Source organism: Plebeiibacterium marinum (assembly GCF_026013615.1).
GTDB classification, from domain to species: Bacteria; Bacteroidota; Bacteroidia; order Bacteroidales; family Marinilabiliaceae; genus Saccharicrinis; species Saccharicrinis marinus_A.
Genome location: NZ_JAPDPI010000004.1, coordinates 37,731 through 54,422 on the forward strand (window position 1 = coordinate 37,731; position 16,692 = coordinate 54,422).

General features: G+C 37.0%; 12 protein-coding genes. 4 read left to right on the plus strand and 8 right to left on the minus strand.

Annotation, left to right across the window (positions count from 1 at the left end):
- Positions 1 to 43: 43 nt before the first annotated feature.
- The 5 genes from OM074_RS03265 to OM074_RS03285 form a co-directional block, all read right to left on the minus strand.
- A complete protein-coding gene (locus OM074_RS03265; protein ID WP_301197848.1) occupies positions 44 to 505 on the minus strand; it encodes a DUF4625 domain-containing protein in 462 nt (153 codons plus the stop codon).
- A gap of 136 nt (positions 506 to 641) precedes the next feature.
- On the minus strand, positions 642 to 1,625 hold the full coding sequence (locus tag OM074_RS03270) for an SDR family oxidoreductase (protein ID WP_301197849.1): 984 nt from the start codon (positions 1,623 to 1,625) through the stop codon (positions 642 to 644).
- A gap of 87 nt (positions 1,626 to 1,712) precedes the next feature.
- On the minus strand, positions 1,713 to 3,242 hold the full coding sequence (rny, locus tag OM074_RS03275) for a ribonuclease Y (protein ID WP_301197850.1): 1,530 nt from the start codon (positions 3,240 to 3,242) through the stop codon (positions 1,713 to 1,715).
- A 109-nt stretch (positions 3,243 to 3,351) separates the two neighbouring features.
- Positions 3,352 to 3,642 carry a cell division protein ZapA gene (locus tag OM074_RS03280; RefSeq protein WP_301197851.1) on the minus strand — a complete coding sequence of 97 codons (291 nt, stop codon included), beginning with the start codon at positions 3,640 to 3,642 and terminating at the stop codon, positions 3,352 to 3,354.
- Positions 3,643 to 3,654: 12 nt separating this feature from the next.
- Positions 3,655 to 3,948: a coiled-coil domain-containing protein gene (locus OM074_RS03285; RefSeq protein WP_301197852.1), complete on the minus strand. Its 294-nt coding sequence runs from the start codon at positions 3,946 to 3,948 to the stop codon at positions 3,655 to 3,657.
- Positions 3,949 to 4,150: 202 nt separating this feature from the next.
- Here OM074_RS03285 and OM074_RS03290 point away from each other — a divergent pair, with 202 nt between their 5' ends.
- The 3 genes from OM074_RS03290 (at position 4,151) to OM074_RS03300 (ending at position 9,342) form a co-directional block, all read left to right on the plus strand.
- Positions 4,151 to 5,869, plus strand: coding sequence for a M23 family metallopeptidase (locus tag OM074_RS03290; protein WP_301197853.1), 1,719 nt, complete (start codon positions 4,151 to 4,153; stop codon positions 5,867 to 5,869).
- A gap of 164 nt (positions 5,870 to 6,033) precedes the next feature.
- On the plus strand, positions 6,034 to 7,446 hold the full coding sequence (locus tag OM074_RS03295) for a type III PLP-dependent enzyme domain-containing protein (protein ID WP_301197854.1): 1,413 nt from the start codon (positions 6,034 to 6,036) through the stop codon (positions 7,444 to 7,446).
- A gap of 225 nt (positions 7,447 to 7,671) precedes the next feature.
- Positions 7,672 to 9,342, plus strand: coding sequence for a dipeptidase (locus OM074_RS03300; RefSeq protein ID WP_301197855.1), 1,671 nt, complete (start codon positions 7,672 to 7,674; stop codon positions 9,340 to 9,342).
- A gap of 161 nt (positions 9,343 to 9,503) precedes the next feature.
- Here OM074_RS03300 and OM074_RS03305 read toward each other — a convergent pair whose 3' ends face one another.
- Positions 9,504 to 10,709 carry a methyl-accepting chemotaxis protein gene (locus OM074_RS03305; RefSeq protein ID WP_301197856.1) on the minus strand — a complete coding sequence of 402 codons (1,206 nt, stop codon included), beginning with the start codon at positions 10,707 to 10,709 and terminating at the stop codon, positions 9,504 to 9,506.
- Positions 10,710 to 10,868: 159 nt separating this feature from the next.
- Here OM074_RS03305 and OM074_RS03310 point away from each other — a divergent pair, with 159 nt between their 5' ends.
- Complete coding sequence (locus OM074_RS03310; protein WP_301197857.1) at positions 10,869 to 12,413, plus strand: AbgT family transporter; 1,545 nt, start codon at positions 10,869 to 10,871, stop codon at positions 12,411 to 12,413.
- Positions 12,414 to 12,489: 76 nt separating this feature from the next.
- On the opposite strand, the gene OM074_RS03315 is transcribed toward OM074_RS03310, so the two are convergent.
- Together OM074_RS03315 and OM074_RS03320 are read right to left on the minus strand one after the other, a co-directional pair.
- The gene (locus OM074_RS03315) at positions 12,490 to 14,499 is read right to left on the minus strand and encodes an AAA family ATPase (protein ID WP_301197858.1); all 2,010 of its coding nucleotides are present in this window, start codon (positions 14,497 to 14,499) and stop codon (positions 12,490 to 12,492) included.
- A complete protein-coding gene (locus OM074_RS03320; RefSeq protein ID WP_301197859.1) occupies positions 14,500 to 16,614 on the minus strand; it encodes a tetratricopeptide repeat protein in 2,115 nt (704 codons plus the stop codon).
- Between the last annotated feature and the right edge of the window lie 78 nt (positions 16,615 to 16,692).

Below are 16,692 nucleotides of genomic sequence, written 5' to 3' on the forward strand. Positions count from 1 at the left end.
CCGCTGCATAAACAACGGGCTCACCTATAATTTTCATTGTATTTTAATAGTCAGTTCTACCAAAATTTACAACAACACTTTTCTCAGCAACATTATCTGAGGTATCATAACACTTAATAGTTAATTGGTATACCCCATCATTAACATCATCCGGTATAGCATCAAAAATTGCCTCATTAACACTAGCTGTAGTTCCTGATAAAGTAATTGTTTGAGTTTGGTCACTCCAAGCCGGATCATCAAACCCCAAAGCTGAGGGGGGATCAATTTTTGTTAAAGAAAACACAACCTCTTTCAAGGCTATATCATCCGTAAATGTTCCCTGATAAGCAAAGGAACCCCCTAATGCATAGGAATGGTCAGTTTGCGGAACCGTAACTGAAATTGTTGGCTTTGTTGTGTCTTGTGGATCATCCTCTTTATCTCCACTTCCACCCCCACAGGCTGTTAGAAGCAAAGTACCAACAAAAAAAAGAGAAATCATCTTTGGGAAATAGATTTTCATTTTTCGTTTTTTTTAAGATTATAAAAAATTAACAAACAAATATATTAAATTTTATTTCCCGTTCAACACAGAATTTGACACTACCAAAATAATTATCTTTTTACCTTAACAAAGACATTAAACCTACAACTCAACATCACAGACTATTCCAATACCAATCAATAGCTTTCCTTAATCCTTCTTTCACACTATACTCAGGATCATACCCTAACAAGGCTTTGGCTTTATCAATAGATGCCAACGAGTGCGGAACATCGCCGATCCTTTCCGGGCCATAATTTACACTTACATCACCAATGGATTCATCATATTCTGAAAGAAACTCTTTTAAATAGGAGATCAACTCATTTAAAGAAGTCCTTTCCCCATAGGCCACATTGTAAACAGTATTAACAGCTTTAGGGTTATCAACTATTGCTGCAAGCTGATTGGCCTGAACAACGTTCTCAATAAAGGTAAAATCTCTCGAAAAGGAACCATCACCATTAATTGTAGGCGCTTCCTTGTTTACCAAAGATTTTACAAACTTTGGAATTACTGCAGCATAGGCCCCATCGGGATCCTGTCTCATACCAAACACATTAAAATAGCGCAACCCAATAATCTCAAGATCATACAATCTTGAAAACACATCTGCATATAACTCGTTTACGTACTTTGTAACAGCATAAGGCGATAAGGGTTTACCTATCACATCCTCCACTTTTGGCAGAGCTTCATGGTCGCCATAAGTAGATGAACTTGCCGCATAAACGATACGTTTAATGCCTGCATCCCTGGCTGCTAACACAACATTAACAAACCCACTAATATTTACATCATTTGAGGTTTTAGGGTCATTTATCGACCTGGGAACTGAACCCAAAGCAGCCTGATGCAAAACCACCTCACACCCGGCGACTGCCTTATCGCAATCCTCACGGTTGCGAATATCTCCTTCAACCAAAACAAAGGAAGGATTATCTAAAAAGGGTTCTATATTTTTTCGTTTTCCGGTTGCAAAATTATCGAGACAAACCACTTTATTATTTTGGTTTAGCAACCTCTCTACAAGGTTGGAGCCGATAAAACCGGCTCCTCCTGTAACTAAAACTTTTTTATCCTGAAGTATATTTTCCATATCTTATTGCAAGGTATAATGCCAATAAAAACTCAAATTAAAGAACTTTCAGCTTAACCTGCAATAATATATGATGAACTATTTTAATTATTTGGCATAATTAATAGCCCTTGTCTCCCTGATCACAGTAATTTTCACCTGACCCGGATACGTCATTTCTGTTTGAATTTTCTTAGCAATTTCGTACGAAAGAGTTTCTGCATCCTTATCAGTTACTTTTTCGCTACCTACAATTACACGTAACTCCCTACCTGCCTGTATTGCATAAGTTTTTAATACTCCAGGATATGACAATGCCAGATTTTCAAGATCTTTTAAACGTTTGATATAGGCATCTACAACTTCCCTACGAGCACCCGGACGGGCACCAGAAATAGCATCACAAACCTGAACAACAGGAGCCATCATAGTAGTCATCTCAATCTCATCATGGTGGGCTCCGATTGCATTACAGATATCCGGCTTCTCTTTATACTTTTCAGCCAGCTTCATACCAAGTATTGCGTGAGGCAATTCCGGCTCTTCATCAGATACCTTACCTATATCATGCAACAGACCGGCTCTTTTAGCTTTTTTAGGATTCAATCCCAATTCGCTCGCCATAACAGCACACAGATTAGCTGTTTCACGAGAGTGTTGCAGCAGGTTCTGCCCGTATGAGGAACGGTATTTCATTTTACCAACCAACTTAATCAATTCCGGGTGCAGGCCATGAATTCCAAGATCAATAGCAGTACGCTTACCAGTTTCAATAATTTCTTCTTCAACTTGCTTACGTACTTTATTAACTACTTCTTCAATTCTTGCAGGGTGAATCCGTCCATCAGTAACCAGTTGGTGCAAGGCCAAACGAGCAATCTCCCTACGCATAGGATCAAAAGCACTTAACACAATAGCCTCTGGTGTATCATCTACAATAATCTCAACTCCTGTAGCAGCTTCAATAGCCCTGATATTCCTACCTTCACGACCAATAATCCTTCCTTTAATTTCATCAGAATCAATATGGAATATGGTTACTGAATTTTCAATGGCATTTTCTGTTGCTACACGTTGAATTGTTTGCAACACCACCCTCTTAGCTTCCTTGTTGGCATTAATCTTTGCCTCATCCATAATATCGTTTACATACGACATAGCCTCAGTTTTGGCCTCTGCTTTTAAAGATTCAACCAACTGGCTTTTAGCCTCCTCGGCAGTAAGACCAGAAATAGCTTCCAATTGTTCGACCTGTTGTTTGTGTAAACGATCCAAATCAGATGATTTCTTTTCTACAATATCCAGCTGATTGTCTAAGTTATCACGAATAGCATCAGTTTCTTTTCGCTTACGCGTTAACTCTTCTTGTTTTTGTGAAAAACCAACCTCTCTTTGTTTTAATTTATTTTCTGCACTTAAAATTTTGTTGTTTCGCGCATTAATTTCCTTTTCATGATCCGATTTCAGCTGTAAAAACTTTTCTTTAGCCTGTAGAATCTTCTCCTTCTTAATCACTTCTCCTTCGTTCTCTGCTTCCCGAATGATTTTGTGGCTATGCGACTTCAAAATTTTTCCGTATACTATCCATGTGCCCAAAATCCCTACGACCAGAGCGACAATTCCAATTGTTATCTCCATTTCACTCCTTATTAAATAAAACAAAACCGCTATCGTTCCATACAAATCAAACACCTAAATGCCTGAATGTATAAACAATGCGGATATTATTGACATATATTGATTAAAATTATTCTCTTTCAAGAATCTCCGTAAGTTGCTGATCCAGTTCTCTGGCCATCTCAACTATCGGACTATCATCCTGCTTCTCTTCTAACTCAAGAAGTTTAATTACAAACTGCAAGGCAGCCATTCCTAAAAAATCCTGATGATCTTTATCAGAATAGTGTTGTTTATATTGTAATACTTTATCATTGATCATTTTAGCTGCTTTTCGGATCCGCTCTTCATCCTCCCTGTTTATCCTCAAGGGATAAAACCTATCGGCCACATTCACGCGTATTGAAAGCTTATTATCCATTAACAACTAATCTTATCTGTTTAAAAGAGCAATGCATTTATCAATTTCCCGCACTATTTGATTGATCCTTATTTTTGCATAGTGTACGTCTCCACTACTTTTCTCAATCGTTTTAGAAAATTTTAATGTATTGTATTTTTCTTTTAAATCTGCCATTTCACGGGCAGATCCCTCTAATTGCGTGGTGAGCTGATCGTTTTGGGCTTTCAGCATATCATTCTCTGACTTAACCCTTTGATAACGGTCAACCAACCGCATTATTTTATGTTGTAAATTATTTACTATTTCTATATTTTCGTCTGCCATATTAAACAAAAATGCCTTACAAAGTTAATATTGCATTTAAGAAATAAAAACAAACTGTAACTTTCTTTTTACAATCAGTTTAAATAAGCCAATGTAAACAATAAATATCAAGCATTTACATAATAAAAAAAGATTGTTTAACAGAAAAACATTTAGAAGATGCGTTTGTTTACTTTTGTGCAGAAAGCAAAATATGAATAAGATGAGACTATTATTATATATAAGTATTTTAACAATTCTATTACCAGATAACATCCAAGGGCAGAAACTAATCAATAACGACTTTAGTTTCCCTTTAGACATTACGCCGAGCGTAAGCGGATCATTTGCTGAATTAAGAACCAACCATTTTCACTCAGGAATAGATTTAAGCACAAATGGAAAAACAGGCTTACCTGTAAAATGCATGATGGATGGCATCGTTTCAAGGATAAAAGTTTCTCCCGTTGGTTATGGAAATGCGGTTTACGTTAAACACCCCAACGGTTATACTACGGTGTATGGACATTTAAAGAAATATGCTCCAAAAATAGATTCGGTTATTACTAAAGAACAATACAAAGCTGAAAGTTTTTCAATCGACTACTTTCCCCAAGAAGAAATAAGTTTCAAGAAAGGAGAAACAATTGGTTTTTCAGGAAACTCAGGAAGCAGTGGTGGTCCTCATTTACATTATGAAATAAGAGATACAAAAACAGAAGAACCAGTAAATCCATCTTTTTTCCAATCAAAAATAAAAGACAATGTTCGCCCCAAACTTATGAATATCAGAATATATCCAATGGATACAAACAGTTTGGTTAATGGAGAAAACAAAGCCAGAAATTACCCAGTTGTTTTCTACGATGGAAAATATCACCTAAAGGGTAACCCTAAAATATATACCTTGGGCAAAATAGGGATCGGTATTGAAATGCTGGATTACCTTTCTGATTCGTGGAAAAAATGTGGGGTATATAGTTTAGATATGACGGTAAATAACAAAAAAACATTTGGCTGGGACTTAGACCGTTTTTCTTTTTACGAATCAAGATATATCAACAGTCATATCGATTACTCATACAAAAGCAAAAACGGGAAACGGTTTCAAAGGTGTTTCAGGCAACCCAACAACAAATTAAGTATATATAACCAAATCATTGACGACGGCATCATTTCCATGGATACAGTAAAAAACATTACTCTTGTGGCCAAAGATGCTGCTAACAACATTTCAGAACTTAGCTTTAAGCTTCTTAAAAGCAATTCCTCCTCTTTAAACCAAGCTCCGGAAGATCATGAAATTAAAAATTCGCTTTTCAACGCTGATAATTTTCTGGAATCAGAGAACATACAATGTTTTATTCCGAAAGGAGCTTTATACGAAAATGATAATATTGTAATTAAAGAAACATCAAGTTCAAACAAGCAGTCCATTTATATAATTGGAGACAAAAGCATCCCTTTACACAAACACATTACCCTTAAAATAGCGATTCCAGACACTTTAAGGCCTACTCACAAAGGGCTTTGCCTGGCATCAACAAACGGTTCAGGTAAAAATCATTATGCAGGAGGAAGCATTGAGAATGATAAAATGGTATTAAAAACAAGATCTTTTGGAAATTACAAGTTTGCTATTGATACCATTGCGCCTAAAATAGGGCCTGTTAATTTCCGCAACAAAATGGTGTACAAAAGAACCTCAACCTTAATTTTTAAAATCAGTGACAGTTTTTCCGGAATACAATCATACAATGGTTACCTGAATGGCAAATGGACATTATTTGAATATGATGCAAAATCAAATACTTTAATCTGCCAGCTATCTAAAGCTCCAAAATTCAATAGCGAAAAGATTGAACTTAAACTGGTCATTGATGACAACTGTGGGAACTCTAGTATATTTGAAGGAGATTTTATTTTAAGTCAGAATAATTAATAGGCAAATTAAATTACCTAAATAAAGATTTTTTTTGCAAATTGTATAATATTATTCAAAAAATAATATTTCTTTGCAAAGTTATAGCTGAAGAACGTCTTCTATTCATAACAAACTATAAACTAGCAACATACATTATTACTTAATGGTTTATTATTTTGTAAATGAAAAATACATATTTTGATCTGATTGAACAGAGTTATTACTTCCCACAGGAAGGATTTGATCTTAGAGATAACTATTTAACTTTTCATGGTGTTTCTTTGAAATACCTGATTGAAAAGCATGGTACTCCCTTTAGGTTTATTTACCTTCCAAAAATAGGTGATCAAATAAAAAAGACCAGAAACCTGTTTAACAGAGCTATAAATAATAATGCATACAATGGCAAATACCATTTTTGTTATTGTACAAAATGCAACCACTTTTTCCACGTTATACAAGAAGCTTTAAAACACAATGTTAACCTTGAGACATCATCATCTTTTGATATTGATTTAATTCTAAATTTATATAAGAAAAAACTTATTGATAAATCAAGGATCATTATTCATAATGGTTATAAAACAGACGGATACCTTGAAAAAATTGTACGTCTACAAGAAATGGGTTTTGAAAACTCCATTGTTGTTTTGGATAGTGTGAATGAACTAAGGAGGCTTATAAAGGTCAATACAAAAGAAAAGATAAAAGTAGGCATCCGGATGGCTATTACCGAAGAGCCACAATCGGCATACCATACTTCACGTCTGGGCATTCCACCAAATGAAATCATCAACTTTTTTAAGGAATACATTAAAGACAATGATAAAGTGGAACTAAAAATGCTTCACTTTTTTGTTGACTCCGGAATTAAAGATGCCATATACTATTGGACCGAATTCCAAAAAGCAGTAAAATTATATACTGAGCTCAAAAAAGAAAGTGAAACGCTCGACTCGTTAAACTTAGGTGGAGGTTTTCCTATCAGGAACCACTTAGGATTTGAATACAATTATGAGTACATGATTAATGAAATCATTACCAACATTAAAGATGCTTGTACCAAGGAAGACATCCCGGATCCTAACATCTATACAGAATTTGGTAAATATACTGTGGGAGAAGCGGGCGCTATTATATTTGAAGTATTAGAACAAAAACAACAAAACGACACCGAAACCTGGTACTTGATTAACAATAGCCTGATGAACACTATTCCTGATGCATGGTCCATCCATGAAAAATTCATTCTGCTTCCGGTTAACAAATGGAACAATGAATATGGAAGGGTGAATATTGGAGGTATTAGTTGCGACCACTCGGACTATTACAACTCCGAAGATTTAAATCAGGAAATTTTGCTCCCAAGATACGATGCAGAAGAAGAGAAAAAAGAACCTTTGTACCTTGGATTTTTCCACACTGGAGCCTATCAGGATTCAATCAGTGGCTACGGGGGGATAAAACACTGTTTAATTCCAGCACCCAAACATGTTATTATAGACAGGGATGAAAAAGGGAATATTGTAGACTATGTTTACCGGGAGGAACAGTCTGTAGACGAAATGTTTCATATTTTAGGATACAATAAATAAAAAATCAGATCACTATATATAAAGAGAGCTTGCTTTAAGCTCTCTTTATAATTTTAACCAAATCCTCATCAAGTTCTTCTCAAAGACCTTTCGTATCATAAAATCCAGCCAAAAACGAGTATGGCTTGGTGTTAGGTTAACGACTTTTATCATATTGCCATCTTACAAAAAAGATTATTTTTGCGGTAAACACTGTTTATTCAATCAACTAAATATTAAATTAATATGAGCAAAATTAAAATTGCCCTTATTTTAAGTGTTGCTTTGAGCATTTTTGCACCAAATGCAACTAATGCCTGTACAAACTTCTTAATTACAAAAAAAGCATCTGCTGACGGCTCTACCATGATATCGTACGCTGCCGATTCTCATGATTTATTTGGAGAATTATATTACTGGCCAGGACAAGAATGGCCTGACGATGCCATGTTAGATATTCATGAATGGGATACAGGTAAATATCTTGGACAAATCAAACAAGCCCCCAAAACGTATACTGTTATTGGCAACATGAACGAAAACCAGGTGTCCATTGGAGAAACAACCTATGGAGGAAGGTCGGAATTAAAAGACTCTACCGGAGTTATTGATTATGGCAGTCTGATATACATTGCTCTTCAGAGATCCAGAACAGCTCGTGAAGCCATTAAAATAATGACTGACCTGGTTGCTGAGTACGGCTATTATAGCTCCGGTGAATCATTTTCTATCGCTGACCCAAACGAGGTTTGGATTATGGAAATGATTGGAAAAGGAGTTGGAAACAAGGGTGCTGTATGGGTAGCCCAAAAAATTCCTGACGGAATGGTTTCTGGTCATGCCAACCAGGCTCGCATAACACAATTCCCCCTTAATGATGAAGAAAACTGCCTGTTTTCGAAGGATGTAATTTCATTTGCCAAAGAAAAAGGATATTTCAAGGGAAAAAATAAGGACTTTAGTTTTGCCGATGCCTATGCCCCCCTTGATTACGGCGCTCTTCGTTTTTGCGAGGCACGTGTTTGGTCGGGCTTTAGAATTATGAACCCGGAAATGGAAAAATACGAAGGATTCGTAACAGGTGAATCTACAGAAAGAATGCCTTTATGGATTAAACCCGCCAAAAAATTATCATACCAGGATATACAAAACATCATGCGCGACCATTTTGAAGGCTCATCAATGGACATGACAAAAGATCCAGGCGCAGGACCTTTTAAAAGACCCTACAGATTCCGTCCGTTAACATGGAAGGTTGATGATGAGACTTATTTTAACGAAAGAGCCATTGCCACACAACAAACCGGTTTTTCTTTTGTGGCCCAAATGCGTAACTGGTTGCCAAACCCTGTTGGTGGCGTTTTATGGTTTGGGGTTGACGATGCTGCAACTTCTGTTTATGTACCCATGTATTGCGGAATCAATTCTATTCCGGAAGAATTTGCTGTAGGAAACGGAAACCTATTGGAATTCTCATGGACATCAGCATTTTGGGTTTTCAACTGGGTTTCGAACCAGGCTTATGCCCGTTACAATTATATGGTTGAAGACATTAAAAAAGTTCAGAAAGAACTTGAAGATAAATTTGCTATAAACCAACAGGCTATTGAGCAGGCTGCCAGAAACCTATATGATTTAGATCCAAAACTAGCCAAAGATTTTTTAACTGATTACACTTTAAATCAAAGTAGCTTAACTGTTACTCGCTGGAAAAAACTTGGTGAGTTTTTAATGATAAAATATTTAGATGGAAACCTCCATCCTGAGGAGGGTGGAAAATTCTTACGTAACGAACACGGAAACCCGGCCCACGCTGAATTTCCGGGCTACGACCAAAACTTTTACAAAAAGATTGCTGATGAAACAGGTGATAGGCTAAAGATGAAAAAGCTTCCTGGTGAAGAAGCAAGCCATTAAAAAAAAGAAAGGTCGTCGGAATGACGACCTTTCTTTTTTTTAATGGATCATATCTCTTAATTATAATTTTATATTACAATCCGGCAGTAATTTTATTTTATTATTTTTCAATGCTAACTGATTCAACTGAATAAGATCACATACTTCAAATGGAAACTCCTCTATGCCACTTCCAATTCTGCAAGTTCCTCCTTTTTAACTTGCACCGAATTACTTGATGGCTTTTTACTTTTCACATTGATTTTCGCATTTGAGCTAAGGTTGAAGAATTTTAAAGATTCAGATAAATTTTCTGACAATTCTTTAAGCAATACCACATTACCTGCCATACCCTGTGATTCTGTGGCATTGTTCTGTATCACTTTATTGAGCTCCTGAATTGATTTATTCACCTGTTCAATACCTGAATCCTGTTCCGTACTGGCAGCAAATATCTCAGAAACCATATCAGACGAAGTTTGAACCTTAGGCAACATATCCGAAAACAAACCAGATGAATCTTTAACCAGATCCATACTCTCTTTTGAAAACTTATTGATCTGATCAGCAGCACTCCGACTTCTTTCTGCAAGCGCTCTGATTTCTTTGGCCACAATACTAAATCCCTTTCCTGCCTGACCAGCCCTGGCAGCTTCTACAGCTGCATTTAAGGCAAGTATATTGGTTTGCTCTGCAATATCATTGATAACGCCGGCATTTTCGGTAATACTTTGCACCCCCTGCATAATTTTTTCGGATAAGGAAAACAATTCCTGGATACTATCCAGGTTACTACCAGCCAAATCCTTGCTTCGTCCTGCATTGGAAGCGTTTTCCTTAACCATTGCAGCAATTTGCTCCATGGTGGCCGACAGCTCCTGACAAGAAGCGGCCTGCATATAACTCCCATTTGTTAAATCACTTGTTTTTTCATTTAAATACAGGCTGGATTCTGATAATTTCTTTGAGCCCCGCCTAATTTCTTTAATAAGCTGCTTTAAAACAAATGCAAGTTTCTGAACACTGCTTACCAAAACACCAATTTCACCGTGGCCCTCCTTCAAACCTTGAACTTTTTTAATATTCAGGTCACCCTCTGCTATATCGTTCAATTGTTGTAATGCTGAAAGTAAAGGTATCTGAATTTTTCGGTAGATAAACAAATAAGTAAATAAGGCTGCAAGGCCAAAAACAGGCAAAGTCCAAAACATGTACTTAATTCCATAAACACCTAACAAATAACTCAGAACAGAACTCAAATAAATCAACAAGAGGTTATACCAAGAAATTGTAAAGACAGTAGACTTTTTTAATAACTTTTTCAGAATCCAATATCCTATAGGCAACAGCAAGGTTGTTACCGTAAAAAACACCAATAATTCATTCATTTTTTATGCAGTTGTAGTTCTATTTTTCCCTGCACAAAAATAACTCAATCACTTGATGCAATTATTAATAAGGGTTGCTTTTGGTCTATGATTATATTACATTAATCAAATATTTCCGTATGACCTTTCTACCATATTCGGAGAAAATAATTTTTGACAATGAAAAACAATGAAAAAACAGGTCTATTTCAGCACATACTAAATGCAACAGAGCGTATTGGCAATGCACTTCCTCACCCAGCCACACTTTTTGCCCTGTTTGCTTTAACTGCCCTGCTATTATCCTCGATTGGAAGCTTTTTACATTGGGAAGCCGAACACCCTGGCACTAAAGAAATAGTACAAACAGTCAACTTACTATCACGAGAAGGCTTACACCGGATTATTCTGGAGATGGTAGATAATTTTACGGGCTTTGCTCCCCTGGGGATTGTTTTGGTGGCCATGTTAGGAATCGGCATTGCCGAACAAAGCGGATTAATAAGTGCTGTTATCAAAATACTGGTTTTAAATGCCAATCCCAAACTACTCACTTTTATCATAGTTTTTACAGGCATCCTATCAAATATAGCCTCCGATGTAGGATATGTATTGCTTATCCCTTTAGCCGGAGTAATCTTTATAGCAGTAGGCCGGCATCCTATAGCAGGAATGGCAGCTGCTTTTGCTGGTGTATCGGGCGGCTTTAGTGCCAACCTGTTTTTGGGAACTGTAGACCCGTTATTGGCCGGACTCTCGCAGGAAGCCGCACAAATCATAGACAAAAGCTATACGGTTAACCCAACAGCCAACTATTATTTTATGGCTGTTTCAACCCTTATAATTGCCATTGCCGGAACTTTCATTACCAATAAACTAATTGAACCCCGTTTAGGAAAGTACACTACCAGGGAGGAACTTGAAGAACAAGACTTATCTCCATTAAATAAACTCGAAAGAAAAGGCTTGACATATGCAACCTTTGTTTTAATAGGCATAACAGCAATCTCATTATGGGGGGTAATACCCGAACAGGGCTTTTTAAGAGGAAGTGACGGAGGCTTATTAAGCTCTCCTTTGATCAAAGGAGTTGTAAGCATGCTTTTAATAACGGCCGGGGCTATGGGATTCGTGTATGGATTTACCACAAAAGCCTTTATTAACGATAGCGATGTGATGAATGGAATGGCCAAATCCATGAAAACACTAGCCTCGTATCTTGTGCTGGTATTTTTTGCAGCTCAGTTTGTGTCCTACTTTAAGTGGAGCAACCTGGGAATCATTATGGCTGTTAAAGGCGCCAACTTACTTATGACTCTTAACATTGGGCTTATCCCCCTGATGATTCTGTTTATCTTGCTATCAGCTTCCATTAATATGCTTATGGGCAGTGCCAGTGCCAAATGGGCAATCCTTGCCCCCATCTTTATTCCCATGTTTATGATAATGGGGTATTCCCCCGAGTTATCGCAAGTTGTATACCGGATTGGAGATAGCGTAACCAATGTAATTTCGCCTATGATGAGTTTTTATGCCCTGATTATTGCCTTTGTTCAAAAGTATGATACTAAAGCCGGTATTGGGACAATCATTGCCACTATGCTGCCTTATTCAATAGGCTTTTTACTAGCATGGACAATACTACTGGTCATTTGGCTGACAATAGGAATACCTTTAGGGCCAGGAGCAGGGATAGAGTACATTGTACAAACTTCTTCCCCATAAAGCTTCGTTATCATTTGGGGGATGATTCTATAATTAAAGCAAAACCTGTTTGGTTTTGACTCAAACAAATCTAGCTCTATTCATCATCTTCAAAACCCAGATTTCCTGAAATATTACGGTACATTTCAGCCTCATCATCTTCACCCAACCTTTCACACACTTTGGCTAAATAATAATATGAATCAGCATGATCATCTTTTAAACGGGTGGCCTGTTTTAAATCATTATAGGCCCCATTGTAATTTTTTAACAAGATGCGTGTTCGTCCGCGGTTATAGTACACTTTAAATTTCCGGGGTTTTAATTTTCGCGCAAGGGAGTAATCTTTCTCGGCTCCTTCCAAATCATTTGATTCCACTTTCAATCCTGCCCTTTTAAATATAGCATCAAAAAAATCAGGACTCAGCTGTATGGCCTTATTCAAATTGGCTATAGCTGCATTTTTATCCCTTGCTTTCAGCAGGCATTCATTGGCCATTAAAAAATACTCTCTCGAAAATTCCTCTAGCAGTTTACTCCGTTTTTTATCTTTTCGCTCAAGTTCACTAATCTTCTTTTTAAGCTTATTGATTACATTTAACTGTCTGGCAATAAACCTAAGCACATGAGTTTTTGTAAGGTCGTTTCTTTTTGCAATGGCCTTCCCCAGCTCTGCGGTTGCCAAAATAAAGTCATTCTTTTTAAACGCCTTTAAAGCGTTAATATAGCTATCGTCAGCCTGAGCCGAATCCAGGCTTTCCTTAATCTGCAACTTATTATTCGACTTTCTGGAAAAATCGACACATTCCCTTTTAACAATGACATCACGAGGCGAAATGTTTGATTTCATGATAATTCCTTCGAGGGAACGACAACGGCTCAGCGCTACATATAGCTGTCCTCCGGCAAAAGCCCCTCCCGAAAAATCAATCATCACCTTATCAAAGGTTAAGCCCTGACTTTTATGGACAGTTATAGCCCAGGCCAGTTTTAATGGATATTGCTGGTATGATCCAATTTCTTCTTCTATAACCCTATTGTTCTTTTCATCGTATTTATACCTTACATTGCGCCATATTTCCTTTTCAACAAGATGCACCTCATCATTCTCCATCCTCACATGAATACCTGACTCATCAATCTCATCTATCCTGCCAAGACTACCATTATACCATCGGCGTTCGGCATCGTTTTTAATAAACATTACCTGAGCATTCTCCTTTAATATCAGGTCTCGCGGAGTAGGCAAGGCCGACTCAGGGAATTCGCCCATTACAGAACCTTCAAAGTGTATTTCCTCACCTTCCAGTTCTGCCAGTTTATGGTCGTTAATATAATCTACAGTATCCCTCCTTGTGGCAAGGGTTATAAAAAGTTCATCGATAGGAGCATTAAACTGAGGATCAAACCTTTGGTTAACCACCTTAATATCGTCTGCTTTTACAGCATTAATCCTTACACGATCCAATAAGTTAACAAACTCCGGGTTATTTTGACGGTATACTTTTTTCAGTTCAATTTGCACCATTGGCAAATTCCGGAATACCCTTGCTGAAAAGAAAAACGGGGTTTGATAAAAACGCCGAAGGATCCCCCACTCTTCCCTTTTTACTACAGGCTCAAGCTGAAACACATCCCCAACCATTAACAATTGTTTCCCTCCAAAAGGAACCTGCATGTTGCCTGAATAAACCCGTAAAACCCTATCAATAAAATCAAGGATATCTACACGCAACATCGACACCTCATCAATAATTAATAAATCAAACTCTTTAATTAGTTTCTGGTGATTTTTCCGATATTTCAGAAAGTCATATATACGACCATCTTTAGTACTCAAATCCGGATCATCGGGCAAAATAGGGCGAAAAGGAATCTTAAAAAAAGAATGCAAAGTTTGGCCTCCGGCATTGATAGCTGCAATACCAGTTGGAGCCACAACAACATATTTTTTATGGGTGTGGGCACAGATGTATTTTAAAAATGTACTTTTACCGGTACCTGCCTTTCCTGTTAAAAAAACAGATCTGTTGGTATACTGAACCAGTTTCAGTGCATCCTGAAACTCTGCATTATCTGTATCAATATGTTGAAGCCATTCTTCCATTTATTCTTCACTCTCCTCTGCTTCTACCTCTGCTTCTTTTTGCTTTCCGTATCGTTTAATGATATTATACGCCTTGTAAAGCCCCAATTCACCAGCTCTGCTTAAATCCCCGGTTCCTTCCTTATCCATTTTCAAATAGATACGTGTTAATCCCCTGTTAAAGTATGCTTCTGCAAACTGTGGATTTAGTTTTATAGCATTTGTAAACTGATTAACAGCTCCTTTATAGTCTTTTTTAACACAATATAGAACACCTAAATTAAAATAAGCAAACTCATATCCAGGATTCAACTCAATTACCTGTTTCAAGTCACGCTCCACCAGGTCATAATCAAGCATCCTTTTTACCACTTTATCTTCTTCATTTGCTTTGGCTTTTGAGGTATTCATTCCTGTAATCAGTTTTTCAGGCAAATCTTCTTCTTCAAATGATTTCATCACTTCTACCATCTTAAAACGAACAGCTGCTCTATTCATATGATAAAGAATCAGTTCCGGATGATTCTTTGGGGTGTGCTCAATTAAGTAATCATAATCCTTAATTGCATTACTATAATTAAGCACTACACCATATAATATGGCCCTAATGAACCTTAGATCATTATTATCAGGATATTTATTCAGCTTCAAAGTTGCTTCTTCAATAGTTCTGTAATACCTAAAAGCATCATCTCCCTCATTAACTACCTCATTATTAGAAAATACCAATGTATGGTTAAATACATTCCGGCTGTTAAACCTGGTTAGTTCAGGTTTATAATATCTTGAACGGTTTGTTTCAGCATCTTCAGAAAAGAAAGTTAAACTGAATACTTTTTCAAGGTCTATTACAATATCGCGAAACTGTATTTTTCCTTTTAGATCAGTAATTTCATCCACCTCATTATCCTCTGTTGTAAAGTCATCCAGTACAGCAATCTTATCATGATTACTAATATCCTGGTCATCTTCACTCCTTGTTTCTTTAGGCTTTTTCTTTCCCGACTTTTGATTTTCACCATCCTGGGTGGCATTTCGTCTCTTGTCATGCTCCAGCTTCATGGCCATGTTCATATCTTTAGTTTGCTCTGCTTTCATATTTAATCCTGCAAAAGCTTCACTCCTTGCCATATATGCCTGTGCATAATTTGGATAGTGCTTAATTATTAAGTTAAGATCCGAAAGAGCTTCCCTATACTCCCCTACTCTCAAAAATAATAAGGAACGGTTGAAAAGAGTTAGTAAATCATTGGGATTTAAAGCCAGCACTCTCGAAAAGTCGCTAATAGCATTGTTTACATCACCAACTTCGGCCCTAAGCAAGCCCCTATTGGCATATGCCATTATATTTTTGGGCTGCAGCTCAATAACTTTATTAAAATCACTCATGGTACCCTCCAGGTCATCAACCTGATAACGGATAGCTCCACGCAAATAATAATACATCGGCTCCCTCGGATCAATGTTTATGGCATCACCAATCCTTTCTAAAGCCTTATCAAATTCATTAATATCATAGTATATTGCTGCACTAAAACGATAGGCTTCTGCAACCAAAGGGTTTACCAAAATGGCCTCATCCATGTCTGTTACAGCTCCTATGGTATCTTTCAAATTTAATTTTGAGATAGCCCTGTTTATATAGGCGCCATATTGTCCCGGAGAAATTTTTAACACTGAAGAAAAGTCATCAACCCCCTGTTCCCATTCTTCTTTTTGCATATGGGCCAGCCCCCTGTTAAATAAAATACTTATATCCTGGGGTTCCATCTCTAGCCCTTTAGCATAGTCTGCCAGCGACCCCTCATAATCCCCTAACTGTGCTCTGATATTCCCCCGAAAACTATAGAACTCATAATAAAACGGAATGATTTCTATGGCTTTATTCATGTCATTTTCTGCTCCTTTAACATCATCAAGACTGTATTTTGCCCTTGCCCTGAAGTAATATGGGAGACCCCAATAGGGTTTACTTTCAATTGCTTTATTAAAAAAGGAAATAGCCAATACGTATTCCTGCTGATACAAGGCAAACCTTCCGGCCTCAATAACCTTATCTGTATTTATTTGTGCTGAAGCATGTACTGCCGTAAAAAGACAGAGAATTATTATTATTTTTTTTAAGAATGTTCCCATAAAATATATTGGCAGATGATACCCTTTAAAAATTTGCAAACAAATATAACAAGTTTATGCTTTTGATATAAATACCAT

Coding starts and splice junctions, on each gene's coding strand:
- OM074_RS03265 (WP_301197848.1), bottom strand. CDS start 505: ATGAAAATCTATTTCCCAAAGATGATTTCTCTTTTTTTTGTTGGTACT.
- OM074_RS03270 (WP_301197849.1), bottom strand. CDS start 1,625: ATGGAAAATATACTTCAGGATAAAAAAGTTTTAGTTACAGGAGGAGCC.
- rny (WP_301197850.1), bottom strand. CDS start 3,242: ATGGAGATAACAATTGGAATTGTCGCTCTGGTCGTAGGGATTTTGGGC.
- OM074_RS03280 (WP_301197851.1), bottom strand. CDS start 3,642: ATGGATAATAAGCTTTCAATACGCGTGAATGTGGCCGATAGGTTTTAT.
- OM074_RS03285 (WP_301197852.1), bottom strand. CDS start 3,948: ATGGCAGACGAAAATATAGAAATAGTAAATAATTTACAACATAAAATA.
- OM074_RS03290 (WP_301197853.1), top strand. CDS start 4,151: ATGAGACTATTATTATATATAAGTATTTTAACAATTCTATTACCAGAT.
- OM074_RS03295 (WP_301197854.1), top strand. CDS start 6,034: ATGAAAAATACATATTTTGATCTGATTGAACAGAGTTATTACTTCCCA.
- OM074_RS03300 (WP_301197855.1), top strand. CDS start 7,672: ATGAGCAAAATTAAAATTGCCCTTATTTTAAGTGTTGCTTTGAGCATT.
- OM074_RS03305 (WP_301197856.1), bottom strand. CDS start 10,709: ATGAATGAATTATTGGTGTTTTTTACGGTAACAACCTTGCTGTTGCCT.
- OM074_RS03310 (WP_301197857.1), top strand. CDS start 10,869: ATGAAAAACAATGAAAAAACAGGTCTATTTCAGCACATACTAAATGCA.
- OM074_RS03315 (WP_301197858.1), bottom strand. CDS start 14,499: ATGGAAGAATGGCTTCAACATATTGATACAGATAATGCAGAGTTTCAG.
- OM074_RS03320 (WP_301197859.1), bottom strand. CDS start 16,614: ATGGGAACATTCTTAAAAAAAATAATAATAATTCTCTGTCTTTTTACG.